This is a genomic window from Paenibacillus sp. OV219, assembly GCF_900110075.1.
Classification (GTDB): Bacteria; Bacillota; Bacilli; order Paenibacillales; family Paenibacillaceae; genus Paenibacillus_Z.
Map to the genome: position 1 here is coordinate 57,891 of NZ_FOCJ01000001.1, position 23,857 is coordinate 81,747.

At 52.0% G+C, this 23,857-nt stretch carries 17 protein-coding genes; 14 read left to right on the top strand and 3 right to left on the bottom strand.

The window, feature by feature from the left end; genetic code table 11:
- Nucleotides 1-45 precede the first annotated feature (45 nt).
- From BMY11_RS00215 to BMY11_RS00240, 6 genes are all read left to right on the top strand, one after another.
- Nucleotides 46-5,133 carry an S-layer homology domain-containing protein gene (locus tag BMY11_RS00215; protein WP_256217243.1) on the top strand — a complete coding sequence of 1,696 codons (5,088 nt, stop codon included), beginning with the start codon at nt 46-48 and terminating at the stop codon, nt 5,131-5,133.
- Nucleotides 5,130-6,215: a DUF4430 domain-containing protein gene (locus BMY11_RS00220; protein WP_256217244.1), complete on the top strand. Its 1,086-nt coding sequence runs from the start codon at nt 5,130-5,132 to the stop codon at nt 6,213-6,215. The genes BMY11_RS00215 and BMY11_RS00220 overlap by 4 nt, the downstream gene beginning before the upstream one ends.
- On the top strand, nt 6,212-7,105 hold the full coding sequence (locus BMY11_RS00225; protein WP_090572468.1) for an energy-coupling factor transporter transmembrane component T: 894 nt from the start codon (nt 6,212-6,214) through the stop codon (nt 7,103-7,105). The genes BMY11_RS00220 and BMY11_RS00225 overlap by 4 nt, the downstream gene beginning before the upstream one ends.
- A complete protein-coding gene (locus BMY11_RS00230; RefSeq protein ID WP_090572469.1) occupies nt 7,078-8,814 on the top strand; it encodes an ABC transporter ATP-binding protein in 1,737 nt (578 codons plus the stop codon). Before BMY11_RS00225 ends, BMY11_RS00230 begins: the two co-directional genes overlap by 28 nt.
- Nucleotides 8,796-9,542 (top strand): ECF transporter S component, encoded by a 747-nt coding sequence (locus BMY11_RS00235; protein ID WP_256217245.1) that lies wholly within the window; start codon nt 8,796-8,798, stop codon nt 9,540-9,542. Before BMY11_RS00230 ends, BMY11_RS00235 begins: the two co-directional genes overlap by 19 nt.
- 137 nt (nt 9,543-9,679) lie before the next feature.
- Complete coding sequence (locus tag BMY11_RS00240; protein WP_177182419.1) at nt 9,680-10,858, top strand: acyltransferase; 1,179 nt, start codon at nt 9,680-9,682, stop codon at nt 10,856-10,858.
- Nucleotides 10,859-10,914: 56 nt separating this feature from the next.
- On the opposite strand, the gene gdhA is transcribed toward BMY11_RS00240, so the two are convergent.
- The gene (gdhA, locus tag BMY11_RS00245) at nt 10,915-12,291 is read right to left on the bottom strand and encodes an NADP-specific glutamate dehydrogenase (RefSeq protein ID WP_090572472.1); all 1,377 of its coding nucleotides are present in this window, start codon (nt 12,289-12,291) and stop codon (nt 10,915-10,917) included.
- Nucleotides 12,292-12,540: 249 nt separating this feature from the next.
- On the opposite strand from gdhA, the gene BMY11_RS00250 reads away from it, so the two are divergent.
- The 3 genes from BMY11_RS00250 to BMY11_RS00260 all read left to right on the top strand — a co-directional run bounded on the left by BMY11_RS00250 (nt 12,541) and on the right by BMY11_RS00260 (nt 16,900).
- Nucleotides 12,541-13,521 (top strand): diaminopimelate dehydrogenase, encoded by a 981-nt coding sequence (locus BMY11_RS00250; RefSeq protein ID WP_090572473.1) that lies wholly within the window; start codon nt 12,541-12,543, stop codon nt 13,519-13,521.
- 156 nt (nt 13,522-13,677) lie between these two features.
- Entirely contained in the window at nt 13,678-15,648 is a 1,971-nt protein-coding gene (locus BMY11_RS00255) for a GTP-binding protein (RefSeq protein ID WP_090572474.1), read from the top strand.
- A 22-nt stretch (nt 15,649-15,670) separates the two neighbouring features.
- On the top strand, nt 15,671-16,900 hold the full coding sequence (locus tag BMY11_RS00260) for an MFS transporter (RefSeq protein WP_218150157.1): 1,230 nt from the start codon (nt 15,671-15,673) through the stop codon (nt 16,898-16,900).
- A gap of 661 nt (nt 16,901-17,561) precedes the next feature.
- Here the strand turns inward: BMY11_RS00260 and BMY11_RS00265 are convergent.
- Nucleotides 17,562-18,752 carry an oxalate decarboxylase family bicupin gene (locus BMY11_RS00265; protein WP_090572475.1) on the bottom strand — a complete coding sequence of 397 codons (1,191 nt, stop codon included), beginning with the start codon at nt 18,750-18,752 and terminating at the stop codon, nt 17,562-17,564.
- Nucleotides 18,753-18,968: 216 nt separating this feature from the next.
- On the opposite strand from BMY11_RS00265, the gene BMY11_RS00270 reads away from it, so the two are divergent.
- Both BMY11_RS00270 and BMY11_RS29145 read left to right on the top strand, forming a co-directional pair.
- Nucleotides 18,969-19,151 carry a hypothetical protein gene (locus tag BMY11_RS00270; RefSeq protein ID WP_090572476.1) on the top strand — a complete coding sequence of 61 codons (183 nt, stop codon included), beginning with the start codon at nt 18,969-18,971 and terminating at the stop codon, nt 19,149-19,151.
- Nucleotides 19,152-19,300: 149 nt separating this feature from the next.
- Nucleotides 19,301-19,840, top strand: a complete 540-nt coding sequence (locus BMY11_RS29145; RefSeq protein WP_090572477.1) for a WGxxGxxG family protein — start codon at nt 19,301-19,303, stop codon at nt 19,838-19,840.
- Between the two features lie 92 nt (nt 19,841-19,932).
- Here BMY11_RS29145 and yfbR read toward each other — a convergent pair whose 3' ends face one another.
- Nucleotides 19,933-20,538, bottom strand: a complete 606-nt coding sequence (gene yfbR, locus BMY11_RS00280; RefSeq protein WP_090572478.1) for a 5'-deoxynucleotidase — start codon at nt 20,536-20,538, stop codon at nt 19,933-19,935.
- A gap of 162 nt (nt 20,539-20,700) precedes the next feature.
- Here yfbR and BMY11_RS00285 point away from each other — a divergent pair, with 162 nt between their 5' ends.
- The 3 genes from BMY11_RS00285 to BMY11_RS00295 all read left to right on the top strand — a co-directional run bounded on the left by BMY11_RS00285 (nt 20,701) and on the right by BMY11_RS00295 (nt 23,775).
- Complete coding sequence (locus BMY11_RS00285; protein WP_090572479.1) at nt 20,701-22,245, top strand: fumarate hydratase; 1,545 nt, start codon at nt 20,701-20,703, stop codon at nt 22,243-22,245.
- 64 nt (nt 22,246-22,309) lie between these two features.
- Nucleotides 22,310-23,224 carry a bile acid:sodium symporter family protein gene (locus BMY11_RS00290; RefSeq protein WP_177182420.1) on the top strand — a complete coding sequence of 305 codons (915 nt, stop codon included), beginning with the start codon at nt 22,310-22,312 and terminating at the stop codon, nt 23,222-23,224.
- Between the two features lie 158 nt (nt 23,225-23,382).
- On the top strand, nt 23,383-23,775 hold the full coding sequence (locus BMY11_RS00295; RefSeq protein WP_090572480.1) for a hypothetical protein: 393 nt from the start codon (nt 23,383-23,385) through the stop codon (nt 23,773-23,775).
- The last annotated feature ends 82 nt before the right edge of the window (nt 23,776-23,857 follow it).

The window sequence follows — 23,857 nt, forward strand, 5'->3', positions numbered from 1 at the left end:
CCGCGCTATATCAATTCGACTATTATGTTCAGGGAGAGTGAAGGTATGCAGGCATCAATATCCGAGCAGGCAATTCGCAGGAAAGGGATCAGGAAGCAGTTGCTCGTGCAACTGCGAGCACTGCTGCTGGCACTAGCAATGCTCGCAGCTTGTTTCGTGCAGCCGTTGGCAGCTTTTGCAGAGGATGCACCGTCGCAATCGCAGTTGGATTCGGATTCGGAATCTCAGTCTCAGACTCAGTCGCAGTCGCAGTCACAGGCAACTACAACAGATTCACTACTGCAGGACGTTGAAGCAGCAATCCAATCAGCGGCGCTGACGGTTCAGAGTCGCACAACAATTGACGATTGGCAAGCGGTTGGATTGTCGAAATTAAACAAACCACTTCCGAGCAGCTACATCCCAGCGCTCTACAAGAAGCTGATTGCGGCCAATGGGACGTTCACCCTCGTAACCGATTATGAGCGGACGGTCATTGGACTTACAGCTGCTCATCAGGATGCTACGAAGTTCGCGGGCTACAATCTGATCGAGGGCATCTACAACAGCCCAAGCATGTTGAATCAAGGGCTGAACGGGCCGCTCTACGCGCTCATTGCGCTGGACAGCGGAAGCTACCAAGTGCCAACGGATGCACTGTGGACGCGCGATATGCTCATCGCAGCAATCATCGCGAAACAGAAGGCTGACGGCGGCTTCGCGCTTGGCAATGGCGCCAGCGATCCGGATATAACAGGGATGACGCTCATTGCACTGGCGCCTTATGCCGAGCAGGATGCGGTAACAGTGGCTGTTGACGGAGCGGTCAATTGGCTGAATGAGCATCAGCAGGCGAATGGCGGCTACTTGTCCTATGGACAGGATGCGAGCGAAAGCGTCTCGCAAGCGATCATCGGACTTACGTCAAACGGGATTGATCCGACGGAGAGCCGGTTTACGAAGAACGGAGTCAATCTGATTCAGAAGCTGCTCTCTTTCCGACAAACAGACGGCAGTTTCTCGCATACGCCAACAGGCTCGGCGAACGGTATGGCGACAGAACAAGCGCTGCAGGCACTCATTGCCTATGATTCTTTTGCCAAAGCTGCGGACCGTCTCTATGACTTCGGCGCTCGGCAGGCGTATGGCTGGCCGACCGACTGGATTCTTGGCGTGGGCAACTGGTGGGACAGGGAATGGCAAGCGATTGCCGTTATTCGTGCCGGGCATGAAGTACCGTCCACCTACTTGACCGCAGTTGATAGTTTCCTAGATTTTATGAAGCAGTATCCTCAGTATTCACTTGTTACCGACTACGAGCGGATCGTTATGGCATTGTCTGCCTTGCATGTGGATGCAGCGGATTATGCGGGCATGAATGTGGTCGAACAGATCTATAACAGCAGTGTCATGGAGGCGCAAGGTCTGAACGGACCTATATTCGCGCTGCTTGCGCTCGATAGCGGCGAGTATAGCACGCCGTCTGATGCGGTGTGGAATCGGGATAGGCTGCTTACTGCCATACTCGCTAAGCAAAATGCCGACGGTGGCTTCGCTTTAACTGGAGATGTCAGCGATCCGGACATTACTGCAATGGCGCTGACGGCGCTAGCTCCATATCGAGGACAGGCGGTTGTCGAGACCGCGGGGCAGAAGGCCGTTAACTGGCTGTCGGCGAACCAGCAATCGAATGGCGGCTATTTGTCCTCCGGCGTAGATTCTAGCGAAGGTGTCGCGCAAGCGATCATTGCACTTGCTTCGAACGGAATCGACCCGACGAGTACAGCTTTTACGAAGAATGGCATTACACTGCTGGACAAGCTGTTCACCTATCTGCAGGCTGACGGTGGTTTCTTGCATGTTATTGATCCGCAAGCAGCTACAGATTTTATGGCAACCGAGCAAGCATCGCAAGCACTTAGCGCTTATGAAATGTTTGTCCACGACACAGGGAAGCTGTATCAGTTCGGCAAGCCGCAGCCGTTCGTTCAAGTTCAGGTAGAAGGGCCGGAAGGACCGATTGCTTCAGGCAGGCTAAGCGGAACGAAGGCTCTTGCTTCGCTAGAGGAGCTTTTGCAGCAAAATCAAATTCCGATCACTGTAACGGACTCTCAGTATGGGAAGTATGTCTCTTCAATTAACTTCGTTGCTGCCGGCAAGTATGGCGGCTACGACGGATGGCTGTTTGACGTGCTCCGTGATGGGAAGTGGAGCTTCCCGGCTGTTGGCATGGATGCTTCTGATCTGCAAAAGTCCGACAAGCTCGTCGTCTATTATGGCGGCGATGACACACAGCTCGTCGATTCCGTGCAAGTCACGCCTGCTGTGCCAAAAGCGGGCGGAGCTTTCCGAGTAACCGTGAAGAAAACCAAGCTCAATTGGAGTGATAGCGGCAGCGAGGTCGTTACTTCAGCAGCCGCTGGTATTCAAGTGAAGATCGGCAGCGTACAAGCGGAAACGGACGTGAATGGCGTAGCCGTGTTCAGCAGCGGCATTCAATCCGCAGGCACTTATTCGATGGAAATTACAGGCTATCAAGCGAATAAAGCGCCAAGCGTCGTTCGTACGGTACAATCGCTCACCATTGCCGAGCAGCCGGTCGTACAACCTCCGACGACCAAGTATGTCACCTTGTCGGTAACAGGCGATGATCAGAAAGGGACTATACTCGCGTCTAAGCAAGTTGCGCTGCAAACAGGCGATACGGCATATTCGGTGCTCACTCGCGAGCTGCCGGGCAAGGTGCGTTCGATTGGCACGGGGGCGACGCTCTATGTGCAAGGCATCGACGGGTTGAGCGAATTCGACCGCGGCTCGGGCAGCGGATGGATGTACTCGGTTAACGGAAGCTTTCCGAATTACAGCGCCGGGCTGTACAAGCTGAAGCAGAATGACGTTGTGGCTTGGCGTTATACGCTTGACCTTGGTGTTGATTTAGGTCAAGACCCGGGCGACTGGGATCCGCCGAGCGAAGGAACAGGCGGTTCCGGCGGTACTGGCGGAACTGGAGGAAATGGCGATAACGGAGCTGTCAAAGACAATGTCATCGACGTGCCAAGCGGCGAGCAGCAGAGCTATGTCGTTACATTAACCCATGCGCAGCAAGATACGGATCAGTTCACGCTCAACATTCCGGCGAATCAGCAGAAAGTTGTTCTCGATATCGCAGCGGCGCAGGACGGTCTTCCGCAAGTCACTGCTAACAAGGGCAAGCTGTCGCTAGCGATTGAGAAAGGAACGAAGCTGCTCGAAGGTGGCAGCTCGATGGAGCTGTTTACAAGCCTCGATGTGCAGGATGCGAAGCTGAACAGTCAAATTCAGCAGCAGCTCCAAGCAGGCGAGTCGCTTGGTTCAATTGAGCAAGCTTTTGTGATGGGGGCTGCAGATCAGTCGTATCGGTTCAGTTCGCCACTGAAGCTTACGATAAAAGGCGGCAAAGGGCAGCTCGCCGGTTACATCGAAGGAGATGTGTTCACGCCGATTCATATCTATGAATCCGAGGAGCAGGGAGCACAAGCGACGAATGGCGATGCCAAGGTCACTTATGCCTTTATTGCTGGGGATGATTTGATCATTAAGACGAACCATTTTACGTCTTATGTGACTTACACAACTCGAGACGATGAAGGGACAGCTGCCCCAGAGCCGGGCCTGTCCACGCTATTCAAAGACACGGATCAAATCGCAGCATGGGCTTATGAGGCGATTCAAACCGCTGTAACTAAAGGCTTCGTTCAGGGTAGCGGAGATAAGCTCGCACCGAAGTCTTCCGTCACGAGAGCGGAGTTTACGAAGCTGATGGTGAATGCTCTGGACTTGAAACCTACAGAGGCGAAATCGAGCAGCTTCAAGGATGTTCCGAAGCAAGCTTGGTTCGCGCCTTATGTGCATGCTGCCTATGAGGCGAACATCATTACCGGGTTTAACGATCAATTCAAGCCAAATGAGACGATTACTCGCGAACAAATGGCAGTTATGATTGCTCGTGCGCTCGGCATTGCGCCTGCCACGCAGACAACTGCGCTAAAGGACATCGCTAAGGTGTCGATATGGGCGCAAGCGGATGTGAAGACGATCGCGACACTGCAACTAATGACGGGAAACGAGGGCTTCTTTAACCCGAGCCAGCCGGTTACGCGCGAAATGTCGTTCGTCGTTGCGATGCGTGCATTTGATTACAAGAATAAGCACCCGGAAGAAGCGGAAGCCGGCAACAAGATCAACCGCCAGCTTGCTTTAACAGCGGCATATGTCCAGCAGACGGTAACAGATCCGATTGTTTCGACGCTCGGCGGTGAATGGTCGGTCATTGGGCTTGCACGTTCAGGCATTCAAGTGCCGGGGGCTTACTATGCGAAGTACTACAGCAATCTGGAGAAGAGGCTGAAAGAAAAATCAGGTGTTCTGCACAATGTGAAGTATACGGAGTATGATCGTGCCATTCTGGCATTGACAGCAATCGGACGAAGCGTCGATAACGTTGCTGGATATAACTTGCTCGAGCGGCTTGCCGACTTCGATACGGTTGTGAAGCAGGGAATCAACGGACCTATTTTTGCCCTTATCGCCCTGGATAGTAAGGCGTATAGCATTCCCGCAGCAGCAAGCGGGAAGACGCAGACGACGAGAGAGCTGCTCATCGAATATATTCTGAAGCGTCAACTCGCAGATGGCGGTTGGGCACTTGGGGAAAGCGCTGCAGAAGCGGATACCGATGTGACCGCAATGGCGCTGCAAAGCTTGGCGCCGTATGTGCAGTCGAATCCGGCTGTGCGGACGGCTGTCGATCGAGCGATTGTTTGGCTGTCCAGCTACCAACAGGCAGATGGTGGCTTCATTAGCAATAAAGCGGTGAATTTGGAGAGCAGTGCACAGGTGATCGTAGCGCTGACAAGTCTAGCAATCGATCCGGACAAAGATACAAGGTTCATTAAGAATGGGCATTCCGCGCTGGATGCACTGCTCAGCTATGCTGCTCCAAGCGGCGGATTCTATCATGTCAAATCCGGCGGCATAGGCAAAGGTGGCGCTACTCCGGGCGAGGTCGACCCGATGGCGACCGATCAGGCGCTGTACGCGCTCGTTGCATATGACCGATACGCGCAGGGCCAATCAAGGTTATACGATATGACGGACGCGAGAAACAATTTATGAGTATGAGGCAACGCAAATGGCTCGTAGCGCTCGGCATAATCGCGATCCTTGCCGCTGAGTTCTATTGGGGCGGAAGCGATCAGCCGCCGAAGGGCAGCGATGCGACTTCGGTGGCGCCTGCCGGGGCGGTTGAACAAACACCGGCTGCGGATGTGGCGGAAGCGTCATCGAATGCCGGTGCCGATGCCGGAGCGGCTGCGGATGCAGCCACGCCTGAGCAGCAGCCGGCAGTGCAGGCTCCCGCTGTCAGTCAATCGGCAGCTGGAGATGTGCAGCAGCACGATTCGCCAGATAAAACAGCGGACTCGAAGCAGCCGTTGCAATCTACGCAGCCATCGGAGCAGAAGCAGCCGACAAAGCCGGCCGCTGTCGCCGATTCGCAGACGAAGGGGGCGGGGAATGAAGGCTCTCCTTCGACGAGCTCGCCATCGGCGAACAAACCCGTGTCGAGCAAGCCAGCATCGAGCAAGTCATCGTCGAACCAACCTGCGTCAGACGCGCCTTCTACGTCTTCGCCAGCAGTTGTCTCCAAACCGCCAGCCAAATCCGTCGAAAAGGGCACGACCACTGGCAAGAAAGAGCCCTATCTCACAGATAAAGTGCCTGCTGGTAAGCCGGCTCCCGTTGAGTGGCAGGATGCCAAGGTGGATAAGAAGCAGCCGCTCACAGTGACATTGTCCGTCAGCTGCAAGACGATACTTGACCAGTTAGACAAGTTCAATTCGGATAAGCTGGAGGTGCTGCCTGAGGACGGCGTTATTTTTGCAGAGCAGAAGGTGTCCTTCTATGAGGGGGAATCGGTGTTCGACGTGTTACTGCGGGAAATGAAGAAGCATAAAATCCATATGGAGTTCGAGATGACTCCGCTCTACAACAGCAACTATGTTGAGGGCATCCATAATATTTATGAATTTGATTGCGGTGAGCTCAGCGGCTGGATGTATCGTGTGAACGGATGGTTCCCGAATTATGGCGCGAGCCGGTACAAGCTGGGGGATGGCGATGTTATCGAGTGGCTGTACACCTGTGACCTCGGAAGAGACTTAGGCGGCGCACAAACCACGGCAGGAGGGGACCGATGAGCAGGGATGCTTTTGCCTCATGCCATCCGGTTGTAAATGTAGTGTATTTTACAGCTGTTCTTGGCTTCAGCATGTTCTTCCTGCATCCCTTGCTCCAGCTGTTCGCGCTTGCCGCTGCAGTGACATACTCGCTGCTGTTAAGAGGCGCGAGAGCTGCGAAGTTCAATCTGCTTTATCTGCTGCCGCTGCTATTGGTAATGGCTGCTGCCAATCCTATCTTTAATCACGCTGGTGTTACGATACTGTTCTACTTGAAGAACGGCAATCCGATTACGCTCGAATCGGTGTTATACGGCATCGCGTCCGCATTCATGTACATCACTGTTATTATCTGGTTCTCTTGCTTTAATGCGGTAATGAGCTCGGATAAGCTTGTGTTTCTGCTAGGAAGGGCAGCTCCGGCGCTGTCGCTAGTGCTAGCCATGACGCTTCGCTTCGTGCCACGGTACGCGCACCAGATTAAAGTGATTTCGCAGGCGCAGCGATGCATCGGCAGAGACGTAACGCAGGGTAGTATGATCCAACGCGCGCGTAACGGGCTTCGCATCTTATCCATAATTACGTCGTGGGCGATGGAGTCTGCGATCGACACAAGCGACTCGATGAAGTCGCGCGGCTACGGGCTGCCGAACCGGACAAGCTTCACACTCGTTCGGTTTGACCGCAGAGATCAGCTACTGCTTGCGGTTATGCTGCTGTTAATCGGGCTTGTACTCGCAGGGGCAGCGACGGGAGCAAATTCGGTTCGCTACTTCCCCTCTATTCATGCATGCGCAGTATCGGCGCTTGGCATCGCGGGTTACATCGCATGCTTCCTGTTGTATATGCTGCCTATTATTCTAGCGATTGTGGAGGAAGTCAGATGGAACTCTATCGTATCCAGGATGTAAGCTTCGCTTTCCCGGAGCAGAGCCAAGAAGCACTGTCGCAACTCAACCTGTCGGTAAACAGCGGAGAGTTCGTCATTATCGCTGGGAAGTCAGGCTGTGGGAAGAGCACACTGCTTCGCCATCTGAAGACGGCGCTCACGCCGCACGGCACAAGAAGCGGGCATATTCGTTATAAAGGTCGGACAATCGCAGAAGTTAGCGATCGAGAGCAAGCTTCGGAGATCGGCTTCGTGCAGCAAAATCCAGACCATCAAATCGTAACTGACAAAGTGTGGCATGAGCTAGCGTTCGGCTTGGAGAGTCTTGGCTTTAATCAGCAGACGATCCGGCTTCGCGTCGCCGAGATGGCAAGCTTCTTCGGCATCCAGACCTGGTTTCACCATCCGGTAACAGAGCTATCAGGCGGGCAGAAGCAGCTGCTTAATCTCGCCTCTGTTATGGCGATGCACCCGTCAGTCCTCATACTCGATGAGCCAACTTCGCAGCTCGACCCGATTGCGGCAATTGAATTGTTGGACACGATTAGGCGCATCAATCAAGAGCTGGGCACAACGATCATCATGACGGAGCATCGGTTGGAGGAAGCGCTTCCTGCTGCAGATCGCCTCATTGTTCTGGATGCAGGGCGAATCATCGCGGACGATACTCCGCGTGCGGTCGGCAAGCTGCTGCATGCAGTGGCGCATCCGATGTTTGCCGCGATGCCTGCTGCAACACAGATCTATGCAGCTGCGCCTAGTTATTCCCATGCAGAAGCGATACCGCCGCTTACTGTTAAAGAAGGACGGCAATGGCTGGATAACTATATCAGCCATGCCAGCAATGCCAGCAATGCCAGCCATGTCTGCCTTGGAGCAGCCGCAGCTGTGGAATCTGCTTCTGGCGAGACTACCCCGCTATTCAAGCGACCGTCCGCATCACCGATTGCCGTACAATTCAAGGATGTCTGGTTCAAATACGAGAAGAACGGACCAGATATCATCAAGGATTTGTCCTTCTCTGTGAGAAAAGGGCAGTTCTATTGCTTGGTTGGCGGTAACGGTACAGGCAAGTCAACGACGATGTCTATGATCAGCGGGATCCATAAGCCTTATCGGGGCAAAGTGCTGATAGAAGGACGCTCCCTATCTTCGATGAACGCGCGCGAGCTGTTCACGAAACGACTAGGCGTACTCCCCCAGAGCCCGCAGGCATTGTTCGTGAAGAAGACGGTCGAGCTTGATCTCTACGAGATGCTGTCTGACTCGAAGCTTTCGAAGGAAGAGAGGAAGGAAGCGGTTGATGCAGTTGTAGCGTGGGCGGAGCTTACGGAGCTTGTGTCCAAGCATCCTTATGATTTAAGCGGGGGGGAGCAGCAGCGTGCGGCGCTTGCGAAGGTCATGCTGCTTGAGCCGACGATTCTTATACTGGATGAGCCGACGAAGGGCTTGGATGGATTTTTTAAAGTCAAGCTTGGCAAGTTCTTGAAGGACCTGCAGGCGAGAGGCATTACTATTATTATGGTCTCGCATGATATCGAGTTCTGTGCCCAGTATGGGGAAGTGTGCGCGATGTTCTTCGATGGCGGCGTCATCGCGTCAAGCGAGACGAGCGCTTTCTTCTCAGGCAACAGCTTCTATACGACGGCGGCAAACCGAATCTCGAGGCAGCACTGGCGGGATGCCATTACGATTGAAAGTGTGGTGCAGCGATGTCTGAGCATCAAGTAATGGAAAGGAGCCGGCGTAGTGAACGTCGTCTTAGTCTGCGGACGTGGTTGGCGGCATTCCTCATTCTACTCGTGATTCCGGCGACGTTTCTCCTTGGCATCCTCGTCTTTGATGACCGCAAATATTATTTCATAAGCCTGTTAATCATTCTGTACACGCTAATTCCGTTTGCGATGGTATTCGAGCGCCGCAAGCCGCAGGCAAGAGAACTGATTGTGATCGCGGTTCTGGCAGCTATTGCAGTTGCCGGCCGCTCGGCATTCTTCATGCTGCCGCAGTTCAAGCCGGTCGTTGCAATCGTCATCATCGCGGGGGTCACCTTCGGTGCGGAGGCGGGCTTCCTCGTAGGGGCTACAGCAGGTTTCGTCTCGAACTTCATGTTCGGGCAAGGACCGTGGACGCCTTGGCAAATGTTCAGCTTCGGCATTATCGGTTTCCTGGCGGGCATCTTGTTCCAGAAAGGCTGGCTGCGACGAAGCAGGCTGTCGCTCTGTGTGTTCGGCGGGCTAGTTACGCTCGTTATCTACGGCGGCATTATGAATATCGCCTCCGTCATGATGTTTATGCCGCTACTTACGAAGGAAGCGATTCTTGCTTCGTATGCTTCCGGGTTCTGGTTCGATCTCGTTCACGCAGCTGCATCGGTGTTCTTCCTCTTCGTCCTGTCGGGTCCGATGATCGAGAAGCTGGAGCGGGTGAAGCGCAAGTATGGCTTAATTGAGCCTTAGGTTGCATGGCGGAAGTGGACACGTATTTAAGTTTCGGTAAAGGTTCACATACTAAGATTCGGTTGTGGAATAGCTTAAGCATTATGGCTGACCATTTACCTTGTTGCAGTGAACTTTTGGGAGGAGCTTACTTACGGATGAAGACAACGACAAGTATCGCAGCTGAACGGAGTAGAAAGGAAAGGGTGCCGGAGCTGGGAATGCTGCGAGGAATGGCTATATTAGGCGTGCTTATGGTTCATGCGACTTCGACGGCTGTTGTTGAGGTACCCAATTCCATCCTGAGAGGGCTGTATATTTGTCTGAATACGTTCTCGCTGTTCTGCGTGCCAGCTTTCATATTTCTATCGGGCTTTGTATTGTTTTATCATTATTTTAATCAGACGTTTACATTCAGTATGCTCCAAACATTCTATAAGAAACGGTTCAAGCAGATGGTTATCCCATATCTATTCGTATCGCTCGGCTATGAGCTGGTGGAGCAGATATTGAATCATCGGTCGTGGCAGGCTGCCCCAATGCTGAAGCTGTTTGGCGAGCATTTGCTTACTGGCAAAGCATATCCGCATCTCTACTACATTTTGATTACACTGCAATTGTACGTGCTGTTTCCGTTACTCTTACTTCTGTTCCGAAAGCTGCGCTTGCCGGTGAAGCTAGCCGTTCCGCTTGGATTTGCGGTGCAATGGGCATTCTATCTGTTGAATCGGAATTACTGGCATATCGCGGCTAAAGGCAGCTGGTCTTTCACTTATTTCGCAGCTTTCCTAATCGGCGCCTATCTGGGTGTGCATTCGAGTACGTTTAAGCGTTGGTATCATGCTAACAAGTCTGATTCAAATGCAAAAGACGTGGCTCTTCTGTGGCTGCTGCCGATTCTTTGGGTGGCTGTTACGATTGGATTCCTGTGGATGTATGAGGCTTATTGGACCGGCGCCTCAACTCCGAAAGGGTATTGGTTTGAAATCGGATATAACCTGTTTACTGTGATGACGACACTTGTTTTGTTGCAGGCATGCGTATTGCTCGGAAGATGCAAGCTTACGCGTTGGCTGGCATTCGTTCTGTCTAAGCTAGGGATGCTGTCCTTCGGTATTTATCTCGTTCATCCTTTCTTTCTACTTGTGTATCATCGGTATCCACTTGGATCCGCACAGCCAGTTACCTATTTCTTATGGACAGCGGGCAGCTTCCTGTTTGCGCTCGGCGCGTCGACTGTCGTAACGCTGCTTGCCTATCGATTCATCCCATGGTCTTGGATCTTCTTAGGGACTTCCCCAATTGACCGAAGACGTGAAATGGCGCCACAAGTATAGTACTTGTGACGCCATTTCTTTCATTAGTTAGATTCATGCCTGCGGTAACCGCGAAACTAGATAACGCCTTGTGCAATCATCGCATCGGCAACCTTCGTAAAGCCGGCGATATTAGCGCCGATTACGAGGTTCCCCGGATGACCATACTCCTCAGCCGCCTGCATGCTGCGCACGAAAATATTCGTCATAATCGCATGCAGCTTCGCATCGACTTCCTCAAAGCTCCATGAGCCTCTCATGGAATTCTGCGACATTTCGAGTGCGGATACGGCGACGCCGCCAGCATTGGCTGCTTTGGCAGGTCCGAACAGGACGTTGCCCTTCAAGAACACTTCGATGGCTTCGAGCGTAGATGGCATGTTCGCGCCTTCTCCGATTGCCATGACGCCATTCTCGACTAGCAGCGCAGCTGCTTTCTCATCGATTTCATTCTGCGTCGCACAAGGTAGAGCGATGTCGCAAGGTAGCGTCCAGATGCCTCTGCAGTCTTCCACGTAAATCGCATTGCGATGCTCTTTCACATACTCGCTGATACGTTTGCGTTCTACTTCTTTCAACCGCTTGACCGTTCTCAGATCAATGCCGTCTTCGTCATAGATATAGCCGTTGGAATCGCTGCATGCGATGACCTTAGCCCCTAGCTGCTGCGCTTTCTCAATCGCATAGATCGAGACGTTGCCGCTTCCTGATACGACGACGGTTCGGCCTTCGAAGCTTTGACCCTTCCACTTTAGCATCTCATTCACGAAGTAAACACAGCCGTAGCCAGTCGCTTCCGTACGTGTGAGGCTACCGCCATAGAGCAGGCCTTTTCCCGTTAAGACGCCAGCTTCATTGCCGCCTCTGATCCGTTTGTACTGGCCGAACATATAGCCGATTTCTCTTCCGCCAACGCCGATATCTCCAGCGGGAACATCGATGTCAGGGCCGATATGCCGGTACAATTCTGTCATGAAGCTCTGCGTGAAGCGCATAATTTCCATATCGGATTTGCCTTTTGGATCAAAATCAGATCCGCCCTTACCTCCGCCGATCGGCTGGCCGGTCAAGGAGTTCTTGAAGATCTGCTCGAAGCCGAGAAACTTTATAATGCTCGCATCTACGGACGGATGGAAGCGTAGGCCGCCTTTGTATGGTCCGATTGCGCTGTTGAATTGGATGCGGAAGCCGCGGTTCACTTTGACATTACCGCTGTCATCGACCCATGGCACCCGGAAAATAACGGCACGTTCAGGCTCAACCATCCGTTCCAGGATATTATGCTTGATGTACTTCGGATGCTTCGCGATAACAGGGACAAGAGAGTCCAAAATTTCTTTTACAGCTTGATGGAAGATGTGTTCATTCGGGTTGCGACGTAGCACAGTTTCGTAGACGGAATCAACGTAAGCCTTCGCTTCTTTGTTGTTTACTTCAAGTGTTGTGGTCAGCATGATTTGGATCTCCCTTCAAGGTTTGTACTTTTTGGTTGATTGTTTGCACTTTGTAACCTATCTTAATGGAAATACTGCCATTTTTGTTAACAATATAATTTGTCAGCGTGATAAAAAACCTTTATTGTGTTAAAGCGGCAATTTAGTATAGAATTGGAACTGATGTCCGATATCTAACATGACGTGTTATACTATGAAGAAGCTTTTTCAATCATTCAAATACGAGTACTAAGGAGATCAGACACAATTATGGCAATTAAAGTTGGCATTGTAGGATACGGAAATCTAGGTAAAGGCGTTCAGCAAGCAATCGCGCAAAATCCGGATTTTGAACTCGTTGCAATCTTTACACGCAGAGAGCCGGAGCAAATGACTTCTCTTCTTGGCGAAGTGAAGTTTGAGCATATTTCCGCAGCAGACGCTTATATCGGCGTTATTGACGTCATGATTATGTGCGGCGGATCGGCTACTGATCTTCCGGAACAAACGCCTGTTATGGCGCGTATGTTTAGCACCGTGGACAGCTTCGATACCCATGCGAATATTCCGGCATTCTTCGATGTCGTAGATGCTGCTGCAAGAGAGAATGGCAAGGTGAGCGTCATCTCAACTGGCTGGGACCCGGGCTTGTTCTCCTTGAACCGTCTGCTTGCGCAGTCGATCCTTCCTGAAGGAACGGACTACACGTTCTGGGGCAAAGGCGTCAGCCAAGGGCATTCCGACGCGATTCGCCGCGTGCCTGGCGTGAAGGGCGGCGTGCAATATACAATTCCGGTAGCGGACGTTATTGAGCGTATTCGTTCAGGCGAGACGCCGGAGCTGTCTACTCGTGAGAAGCATCTGCGTGAGTGCTACATCGTTGCAGCAGAGAACGCGAATCAAGAAGAGATTCGCAACGCAATCGTATCGATGCCGAACTACTTCTCCGACTACGACACAACGGTAAACTTCATTACTGAAGAGCAATTGCGCGAGGAGCATGGAGAAATGCCACATGGCGGCTTCGTCATCCGCAGCGGAATTACAGGTCAGGGCAAACGCCAAATCATCGAATTCGGTTTGAAGCTGGATAGCAATCCGGAATTTACAGCGAGCGTGCTTGTCGCTTATGCAAGAGCGGTCGTTCGTATGAGCCGCGAAGGGCAAAAGGGTGCGAAGACGGTATTCGATGTACCATTCTCGTACTTGTCGCCGAAATCAGCTGAAGAACTGAGACGCGATCTCCTCTAAAATCAAACTCGAAGACCCGTTAGGAGAGCACTTTTAGCAGAGTGTTCTACTCGCGGGTCTTATTTGATTTTGTCATTCACGGAGCTGCATCGTATGTTATGATGGGTTGAAAAGTAAGCAAGAACGGAATTTTGGACAGGAAGCAAGGGAGATACGATGAATTCGATCACGATTGGCTTGTTCGCACATGTGGACGCCGGCAAAACGACGTTCGCCGAACAGCTGCTTTACCATACGAACAGCATCCGTGAGCGCGGCAGAGTCGATCACAAGGACACCTACCTCGACAGCCATGAGATCGAGCGGGCGCGAGGGATTACGGTGTTCGCAGATCAAGCAGTGATGACCTATAAAGGGATGACTTATTATCTGATCGATACGCCAGGTCACGTCGATTTCTCGCCGGAGATGGAGCGGGCGCTGCAGATTATGGATTACGCCATTCTTGTTGTAAGCGCAGTCGAAGGCGTCCAGGGTCATACGGAGACTGTGTGGCAGCTGCTGCACAAGCACCGCATACCAACGTTCTTCTTCGTGAACAAAATCGACCGGACCGGCGCAGATGTGAACCGGGTGCTCGAGGAAATTCATATGCATTTGACCCCGGACGCGTGCCTCATTACGGATCGCTTGGCGGATGGTTGCCTTGACGAGTCGTTAATCGAGATGATCGCGGAGCGGGATGATCAGCTCCTGGAGACGTTTCTGGCGACTGGAACGGATGCGCCTGATCATGCCTTCTGGCTGCTGGAGCTGCAAGCGATGATTCGCGGACATCGGCTGTTTCCGTGCGCGAGCGGGTCTGCCCTTCAGGACGTTGGCGTTATGCCTTTTCTCGAGCAGCTGCACGAATTGACTAGCTCGGCTTATAACGACACGGAAGCCCCTTTCGGCGGACGCGTCTATAAAATTCGCCACGATCAGAGCGGTATGCGGCTGACTTATATCAAAGCATTAAGCGGCACGCTGAAGGTGCGCGATGAGCTATGTTATGAGAGCGGGGACGAGCAGGTTTGTGAGAAAATCACGCGTCTGTTTCTTGTGAATGGCACGAAGACGCAGGCAGTGGATCAGGTCCGCGCAGGCGATCTGTTTGCGGCTGTCGGGCTGTCGGCCGCTCATGCGGGCCTTGGCTTAGGCAGCTTAACCGATCGGTTAGCGTACGATATGGTGCCGACGCTGACGTCGAAGGTTAATTTTGCAGCTGATAAGCTTAATGTGAAGGATGTGCTGAGGGCATTCCAGATGCTTGGTGCGGAGGATCCGTCCCTGAACGTTATCTGGGAGGAGAGTCTGCAGGAAATCCATATTCACGTCATGGGCCTCATTCAGCTTGAAGTGCTGCAGCAGCTCGTGAAAGAGCGGTTCCTGTTCGACATTACATTCGGCAATCCGGAAATTCTGTACAAAGAGACGATTGCTGAAGCTGTTCGCGGGTACGGACATTTCGAGCCGTTGCGGCATTATGCGGAGGTTCATCTGTTGCTGGAGCCGGCAGAGCGGGGGAGCGGCATTACATTCGATACCGTGTGCCATCCGAATGTGCTGAGCGTGGGCAACCAGAACCTAGTTAAGACGCATCTCTTTGAGCGTGAACATCACGGACTGCTGACTGGAATGCCGCTGACCGATGTACAGGTGACGCTGCTAATAGGAGCCGCGCACAATGAACATACGCATGGCGGCGATTTCCGCGAGGCGACCTTCCGCGCGCTGAGGCAGGGGCTGGAGAAAGCGGAGAACGTACTGCTGGAACCCTTTTACGAGTACAAAATAAAAGTGGAAATGGATTACCTCGGCAAAGTGCTCTCGGATATCCAGCGAGCCTCGGGGTATTTCGAAGCGCCGCACACGACTACGACGCACGCTGTCATTACGGGCAAAGTTCCGGTAGCAACATTCATGGACTACAGCACGGAGCTCGCTTCATATACGCATGGCAGAGGCATTCTTCATCTCGCCTTCGCTGGCTACGACCGATGCCACAACGAGCAGGAAGTCATTGAACGCAAGGCATATCGGAAGGACGCAGATCCGCTGTATACATCGTCTTCGATCTTCTGCGCGAAGGGAGCCGGTTATTCGGTTTCGTGGGAGGAAGCGGAAGCAAAGATGCATTTATTATAGAAATTATAGAGGGGAAATTAACGTGGCAAAAGCATTAGCGAAAGCATCAGTTCCAATTGGAGCAGCGACTGTATTTCCAATTTTATTCGCAATTAGTATCGTCCATTTGCTCAATGACACGATGCAGTCGACGGTATCGGCGCTCTTCCCGATTTTAAGAGATTCGATGCATCTCAGCTATAAACAGATCGGGTTCATTGCTTTCGCGATGAACGTTACAGCAGCCGTTATTCAGCCGCTTATTGGCTCGCTTGCGGATCGTCGTCCGCGGCCGTATATATTGCCGGTTGGGGTTGCTTTTACACTCGTCGGTGTCATAGCGCTCGCGCTTGCTCCTGCGTATGTGTACCTCGTTATGGCGGTCATGTTAATTGGGATCGGCTCGGCGATTTTCCATCCGGAATCGTCTCGTGTCGCTTATATGGCTGCTGGTGGAAAAAGAGGGCTGGCGCAGTCGATCTTCCAAGTCGGCGGTAATATTGGCGGTGCGCTCGGACCTATTATGAGTGCTGCGATCTTCGTACCGCTCGGGCAGATCAGCGTGTTATGGTTCACGATCGCTGCCGTCGCTGCGATGACTATTCAGTTCTATGTCGCCCGCTGGTATAGTGAGAATAAGCTGCAGCCTCGCCCTGCTTCGGCGAAGTCCAAAGCTGCTGCAGGCGTGAAGAAATCGGCGTTGTTATCGCGGAATCAAGTCATTGCAGCGATCTCGGTACTCGTGTTTCTCGTGTTCACGAAGCATATTTATATGTCGAGCATCTCGAGCTATTATAGCTTCTACTTAATTGATTATTTCGGAGTCAGTGTTCAGCATGCACAGCTGTTCCTGTTCGCCTTCCTCGCAGCATCGGCGGCAGGCACATTCTTCGGTGGACCGCTGGCAGACCGTTACGGACGCCGCAACATTATTTGGTTCTCGATACTCGGTACGGCGCCGTTCTCCATTTTGCTTCCTTACTGTAACTTGACTTGGTCCGCCGTGATGTGCGTCTGCGCAGGGTTCGTCCTGTCGTCGGCGTTCTCGATTATCGTTGTCTTCGCGCAAGAGCTGCTGCCAGGCAAAGTCGGCCTCGTATCCGGCTTGTTCTTCGGCCTTGCGTTCGGCATCGGCGGACTCGGTTCAGCCGTTCTCGGCTGGATTGCGGATTCGACGAGCATTGAGCATATGATGAAACTGACCGCATACTTGCCGCTGTTAGGGATATTTGCGATATTGCTGCCGAAGGATGAGCGAGTCCGGGCGGCGTAATGAGTGACTTTACAAGTCGAGTTCGTCCTTGAGACGTTCTCGGCTTTTTTTTTGGCGAGTATCGAGTTCCTATCCGCTGGATGATGGACGCTAACGGAGCTCAGAGAGTACGTTCCGTTAGAATTAAAACAGGCGCACAACAAAAACATCCATGACTCGACCGAGTCGCAGAATATGATGAAAACTTTATCCGCCAGTAGTTTGCTATGGCTGATTTTGAATAACTGGATAAGTCCAGTTGTTCATGTGTGTTTTCGGCTGATCGTTCGAAATAACTGGATTTATCCAGTTATTTTTGACCGATCCGCCATTATTGCAACGTTTCCTCCTTAAATAAATGGATTTATCCATTTATTCTCGTGCAATCCGGCAGAATCGACTCAAATAAATGGATTTATCCATTTATTTGTACATAGGCCAGCCGCGTCACAGCCTGCAAAGTTTGTTATATGCTAAATTCCAGTACGAGCTAATAGATTTTCATCAAAAAAAGCACCCCGATGGGGTGCCTAGTCTGTCGAGAAATAGCCTTCGCGGCAACCGTTAGCATACACGATGAGGCTTGCCAGTGCTAGCCGAACATCTGGACTAACGAATGGTCCTTATCACTTTTTAGGGCAGTCTGTGCACCCCAAGGCGAGGTGCCTTCTTTGTTATTCGCCTAGCGATACTTAACGACAGGCCATTTCTCTTTCCGTAGCGCATTCATAAGCTCTGGCCCTACATGCAGGTTCTCCTGCACGAGCTGTTTCGGTGTGAGCGCCATCCACTGATTGAGCGACACATCCTCGAAGCGGCTGCTCTTGAACATTTCCAGAAACCAGAGGCTTGTATTGCCGGTGTTCTGAATATAGTGCCCGAATGCAATAGGAACATAGCCAACATCACCTGCGCGGTAGTCGAATGTGCGAGCTGTACCTTCACCGCCAAATACGGTCATCCGGCCCGTGCCCGAGATGTAATATTGCCACTCGTCGTTGTTCGGATGCCAGTGCATCTCCCGCATGCCTCCAGGCTTGATCTCGACGAGCGCAGCGGCAATATTGGTCGCTGCCGGGAAGTTCGTGGAATCAACGATGCGCACAGTGCCTCCCGGCGTAACGATCGGCTTCTGGGCCAGCAGCCGGTAGGTGAGCGCATTCGGTACCGAGCCATTCGGATCCGGCACCTGTTGACTCTCGATGGAACCGGGCATACTGCCTTGGAAGATGTACACCTGTTCCTTCGGAATGTGGGAGAAGGCGGTCATAGGCACGCCGAAATTACATGACAAAACATCCTTCGGCGTATGTGCGAACCAGTCAGAGATGGATAGCGTGTTCAGGTCCGAGAAGCTCCCGTCGTCGAACACGAGCAGAAACTCGCAGCCGCTCTCAAGCCCTTGAATGGAATGTGGAATGCCTGGCGGGAAGAACCACAAGTCGCCAACGCCGATATCGGCTATGTAGTTTCGCCCGTTCTGGTCCACCACGGTTACGCGGGCACTGCCGACAAGTATAATCGCCCACTCCGTTTGCTGATGCCAGTGCAATTCGCGGACGCCGCCTGGTGTGAGAGCCATGTTGACCCCGGCCAATGTGGTCGCAATGGGCAGCTCCCTTACCGTTATCTCACGGGACCATCCACCGCGATTGAGCTGCATATGCGTATCGGAGAACGAGAATTTCAAATTTGGCATCATACCGGAATCGGTAGGAGGCGGCACGAGCATGTCGGGATTCTCCAAGTCCCGCATGACATCGCGCGGACCAAGATCCCACCAGCCGGTGCCGTCGTTGCGTATTGGCTGTGGAATATGCGTATGCCCCGATTGATTGCGCAAGTGTTGCAGGTATCGCGGATCGTATGCCATCAGATGGTTCTCTTCCTCTCATGAAAGAATCATCTTAAATGTATTCGCGAGGTTTAAATGTATGTCTCAATGAACAAGCCATCCCGCCGATTTGGCAGTAGCGCTTGTAAGGGGTGCGGCTTTGATAAACTGGTGCATGTATATTCATAAAAACCCGGGGAACCATTAAAGGGACAACTGACAGGTTGTTGTAAAGCAAGAAAGGGGAGGGTTCAGATGACATCTAGCCGTGGACATCAAGGTGCACATGGAATCGGTCAAGTGGAGAAGCAGCTAAATCGACAGGCTGAGGCTGCTACAGCCATACAAGGCGAGAATCATACCGATCAAGAGGTGCTCGCCGCAAGTCAGGAGCATTCATCCGAATTAGCGGCTATTATCGACGTTCACAATGAATAAGAGCGAATCCGCGGATTTTCCGCGGATTTTTGCTTCTTATAGAAGCTGCTGCCCTGTTTACCAATTGAACGCTAGGATGGAGCAGCTGTTTATCGGAGAAACCATAGGGGTACTTCCGCAATCATCACATCCATATGGAGGCTGACGATTTGAAAAAAACAATCGCAAGTGCAGTTGTGGGGTTATCCTTGTCGACACTGCTCGTTATTCCAGCAATGGCTGATACCGCAATGAACGGTACCGGCAGCGGCGTTAATGGCCAGCCAACAGTGACAAATAACAGTACGTACGGCAGCACGACCACGTATAACAGAGCGAACACATTCGGTACGCCAGGAGCAACCGGCACACCGGATGTTTATGGCATACCGGGAGTTCCTAAAACGTACAGCGATATGAACGGCAGTACCGGTAATTATGGAACAAACGCGTATTATCGATATGGAAACGGGAATTTGAACTCTAATTCCTACGGCGCAACAAGTTACGGAAGCATGAACCCTTACAGTACAACAGGGAACCGGTATTTGAACGGGGGTACGGGTTCGACTCGGGCTAACAGCCTTCGGGCAACAGCTGTGGATACGAATGACAACGGAACGAATTGGGGCTGGCTTGGCTTGCTTGGTCTAATCGGTTTGGCAGGCATGCGAAGCCGGAGTCGCGATAACGACCGCGAACGAACCTAATCGTTAGTGAGATAATGTTCCTTTGGGTGCAAGGGCAACGTGATTTAGATGCGATGACCTTACTCTTGCCCCAAAGGTTTTTTTTATGCGGCTCAAGCTTCATTCTCCGACAGCTCATCTAGCGTCTTGCTGAAGCTGTCCGCCATATGGGTCAGAAACCAGTCGACCTCCGGCATTTGGAGGCTCGCTAGCTTCTGCTCGATCTGCCCTTTGGCGACGGCGAATTCGCGATTGCCCGAGGACAGCTCGGACAAGCATTTCATATACGCATCGAGCAGGTCCGCCGCTTTGACCATCGCGAGCAGGTCCGCCTGTTCACTGCCTGCAGCTGGCGATCCCATTACAAGCGGTTCGTATGCAGCTTGCAGCGGCTCCGGCACCATGCTAAGCAGCCTCTCGGCTGCCAGCGCCTCGATCTCGCGGAAATTCGCGAGCATCTTCGGGTTGTGATGCTTGACCGGCGTCGGAATATCGCCGGTGAACACTTCGGTGGCGTCGTGGAACAACGACATCGTTACAGCGCGGTCGGCGTTCAGCGACCGGCCGAACACAGCGTTACCGATCTCGCATAGCATATGGGCGAGCAGGCCGACATGATAAGAGTGCTCAGCTACATTTTCGCGTGTCGTATTGCGCATGAGGCTCCAACGTTCAATATAGCGAAGCCGGTACATATAAGCGATGAAAGGACTGTCCATAATGTGCGTGTGCTCCTTTACACTTCTAGCAATAGTAGGATGCGATGCCTTCTGAAAGCGGGATGCCCGCCGGGAAAGGATATGGTATGATAGAAACTATAATTGTAATCATTATAAATCGAAAGTCGAAAAGCGACTAGAGAGAGGAGCCAATAAGGCGTTATGCAACATTTTGAACAAAGCGTTTATAAACTCATCGTTGAGACATCTACGAATCTACCAGGTGACGTCCGCAAAATCATTCAAGCGGCGCAGGAAGCAGAGGACCGCGCAACACGCGCTGGCCTATCGCTATCGACGATTGCTACCAATATTGAGATGGCGGAATGTAATGTATCGCCAATCTGCCAAGATACAGGGATGCCCACATTCGTCGTTCACACGCCGGTTGGCGCTAACCAAATTATTATGAAGCAGCAGATTCGCAGTGCTATTGCACGTGCGACAAAGGACGGCAAGCTGCGGACGAATTCCGTAGACTCGCTGACAGGCGCCAATACAGGCGATAACCTGGGTCCAGGGACGCCGGTTATTCACTTCGAGCAATGGGAGAAGGACGACATTGATGTTCGTCTGATTCTGAAGGGCGGCGGCTGTGAGAACAAGAACATTCAGTACAGTCTGCCGATGGAAGTTCCAGGGCTTGGTAAAGCAGGCCGTGATCTTGACGGCATCCGCAAATGTATTATGCATGCGATTTACCAAGCGCAAGGCCAAGGCTGCAGCGCAGGCTTTATTGGCGTTGGCATCGGTGGCGACCGCACGACAGGCTATGAGCTTGCGAAGCAGCAGCTGTTCCGTCATACGGACGACACAAATGACATTGCTGAGCTTGCGAAGCTCGAAGAGTATGTGATGGAGAATGCGAATAAGCTCGGAATCGGAACGATGGGCTTCGGCGGACAAGTTACGCTCCTAGGCTGCAAAGTCGGCGTTATGAACCGTTTGCCTGCAAGCTTCTTCGTATCCGTAGCTTATAACTGTTGGGCGTATCGCCGCCAAGGTGTCCTGCTCTCCGCAGATACAGGCGAGATCCAATCGTGGATCTACCCAAGCGGCTCAGACACTCCAATGAAGTCGCATGCGGCAGACGAAGCGGCTCAAGCCGTTACTGATAACGCTGAACGCCGTGAAGTTGTGCTGAATACGCCGCTCACTGAAGAGCAAGTACGCAGCTTGAAGGTTGGCGATATTGTCATCATTAACGGCGAAATTCATACAGGCCGCGATGCGATTCACCATCACCTGATGGACCATGACGCTCCTGTCGACTTGAACGGCGCTGTTATTTATCATTGCGGTCCGGTTATGCTGAAGGACGAGAACGGCTGGAAGGTCAAAGCAGCCGGCCCGACGACAAGCGCACGCGAGGAGCCTTACCAAGGCGACATCATGAAGAAATTCGGTATCCGCGCGGTCATCGGCAAAGGCGGTATGGGGCCGAAGACGCTTGCTGCATTGCAGGAGCATGGCGGCGTTTATCTGAATGCAATCGGCGGCGCAGCGCAGTACTACGCGGAATGCTTCAAGAACGTCAATAGCGTTGACTTCATGGAATTCGGTATTCCGGAAGCTATGTGGCACTTGCAGACAGAAGGCTTCGCAGCTGTCGTAACAATGGATTCCCATGGTAACAGCTTGCATGCGGACGTCGATAAAGACTCCTTCGCTAAGCTTACCCAGTTTAAGGAGCCTGTATTTAAATAAACAAAATGAGGGATGCGTTATACGCAGCTTCGGACTCGCCTTCAATCGAAGGTTTGAACAATGGATGTTTCTTATTATCCCTGGATTCCTTATCCTGGGATTCTTTTTTTCTGAGCAGCTGGGGCGGTTCGTTCCGGCTGTGCCTTATTGCTTCGCATTCGTGACGCTCACGATGGCGATCGGCTGCGGCCTGCAACAGCTGAAGTCGGTACTGAGGCGTCCTGGTGTCATGCTGTGGACGTTCGCGCTCGCGCATATCGTATCGCCGCTGCTTGCTTATGGGCTTGGAGGGCTGCTCTTTGGCTTCGACTCCCCTTATGTCGTCGGACTCGTGCTGTTTACAATCATACCGCTTGGCGTTTCTACAGTGCTGTGGGTCGGCATGTCCGAGGGCAGTGTGCCGCTTATGCTGGCGATGGTCGTCGTTGATTCGGCACTTAGTCCGATCGTCGTGCCGTCAGGTATTCAGCTGTTGTTCCATACTTCTGTGGAAGCCAATACAACAGCAATGATCGGCGATTTGCTCCTTATCATCGTTGCGCCAACAATTGTAGGCGTCCTTCTCCATGAATTGTCGAAGGGTCGCATTCAGAAAGCGGTGCAGCCGTATGCCGCGCCGATGTCGAAGCTCTGCTTCACTGCTGTGGTCATGTTGAACGCAGCAGCGATTGCACCGTCGACTGAAGCGCTGCGAGGCGATCTGTTCCGAGTAGTACCGTCGGCACTCGTGCTCGTGGGCATCTGTTATGCGGTTGGCTATTTTGGCACATCGCACTATCGCAATCGCGAAGTACAGGTGACAGTCTCCTATGCTACAGGCATGCGCAATATCTCGCTTGGCGTCGTGCTGGCGATGAGCTATTTCAGCCCGCTTGCCGCCGTTCCAGTCGTCCTGTCAATCTTAATTCAACAGCCTCTCGCTACGTTACATCACTATTTTTTACGAAATCGTAGAAAAGTTACGGAAAACCCTTCATAGTTGAGGGTTTTTTTTTATCTGTTCTTATATATCCAACAACTTCTTGAGGATATCGTTTGGTAGAGGTGGTACATTACTACTCGGAACAACCTTGTAACTGCTTTATAGCAGGCAACTTCTTATTACAACATTGTCTTTGACAAAGGAGAAACGACAAGATGAAAAAGATGATGATGGCTGTAGTTGTACTAGGTCTATTATTTAGCGTTGCAGGACAAGCATCCGCAAGCACGAGTGACTATGGTTATGGCGATTGTGCGTTTCTGACAAAGATGTCGGTTACTAGCGGTAAGGCATATATTAGCTATGATTTGTTTACGATTCGTGATGGCGAGTTTGGAACTGAATTTGTGAACAGTAATAAAAAGATTAGAACGGCTCCAGTTTCACCGCTTGTACAAATTTTTGTAGAGAATGAAGCGGATAATAGTAATCCAACAAAGCTAATTTCACTTGCTGATTTCAAGAAAATAATGAAGCCCAACAAGCCTTTTGAAATAGAAATGAAAAACGGTAAGCTTGTAAAAATCACTGAAATCATCGGCGGCTAATGAATAACAATGAAGCACTCCTAATTTGGGGTGCTTTTTTTGTTGCTTATGAAGTAGATCGTTTGACTGTTCTTTTCATCAT

Bases quoted from the DNA above. Each gene is read 5' to 3' on its own strand.
- BMY11_RS00215 (WP_256217243.1), top strand. From the start codon at position 46: ATGCAGGCATCAATATCCGAGCAGGCAATTCGCAGGAAAGGGATCAGG.
- BMY11_RS00220 (WP_256217244.1), top strand. From the start codon at position 5,130: ATGAGTATGAGGCAACGCAAATGGCTCGTAGCGCTCGGCATAATCGCG.
- BMY11_RS00225 (WP_090572468.1), top strand. From the start codon at position 6,212: ATGAGCAGGGATGCTTTTGCCTCATGCCATCCGGTTGTAAATGTAGTG.
- BMY11_RS00230 (WP_090572469.1), top strand. From the start codon at position 7,078: ATGGAACTCTATCGTATCCAGGATGTAAGCTTCGCTTTCCCGGAGCAG.
- BMY11_RS00235 (WP_256217245.1), top strand. From the start codon at position 8,796: ATGTCTGAGCATCAAGTAATGGAAAGGAGCCGGCGTAGTGAACGTCGT.
- BMY11_RS00240 (WP_177182419.1), top strand. From the start codon at position 9,680: ATGAAGACAACGACAAGTATCGCAGCTGAACGGAGTAGAAAGGAAAGG.
- gdhA (WP_090572472.1), bottom strand. From the start codon at position 12,291: ATGCTGACCACAACACTTGAAGTAAACAACAAAGAAGCGAAGGCTTAC.
- BMY11_RS00250 (WP_090572473.1), top strand. From the start codon at position 12,541: ATGGCAATTAAAGTTGGCATTGTAGGATACGGAAATCTAGGTAAAGGC.
- BMY11_RS00255 (WP_090572474.1), top strand. From the start codon at position 13,678: ATGAATTCGATCACGATTGGCTTGTTCGCACATGTGGACGCCGGCAAA.
- BMY11_RS00265 (WP_090572475.1), bottom strand. From the start codon at position 18,752: ATGGCATACGATCCGCGATACCTGCAACACTTGCGCAATCAATCGGGG.
- BMY11_RS00270 (WP_090572476.1), top strand. From the start codon at position 18,969: ATGACATCTAGCCGTGGACATCAAGGTGCACATGGAATCGGTCAAGTG.
- yfbR (WP_090572478.1), bottom strand. From the start codon at position 20,538: ATGGACAGTCCTTTCATCGCTTATATGTACCGGCTTCGCTATATTGAA.
- BMY11_RS00285 (WP_090572479.1), top strand. From the start codon at position 20,701: ATGCAACATTTTGAACAAAGCGTTTATAAACTCATCGTTGAGACATCT.
- BMY11_RS00290 (WP_177182420.1), top strand. From the start codon at position 22,310: ATGTTTCTTATTATCCCTGGATTCCTTATCCTGGGATTCTTTTTTTCT.
- BMY11_RS00295 (WP_090572480.1), top strand. From the start codon at position 23,383: ATGAAAAAGATGATGATGGCTGTAGTTGTACTAGGTCTATTATTTAGC.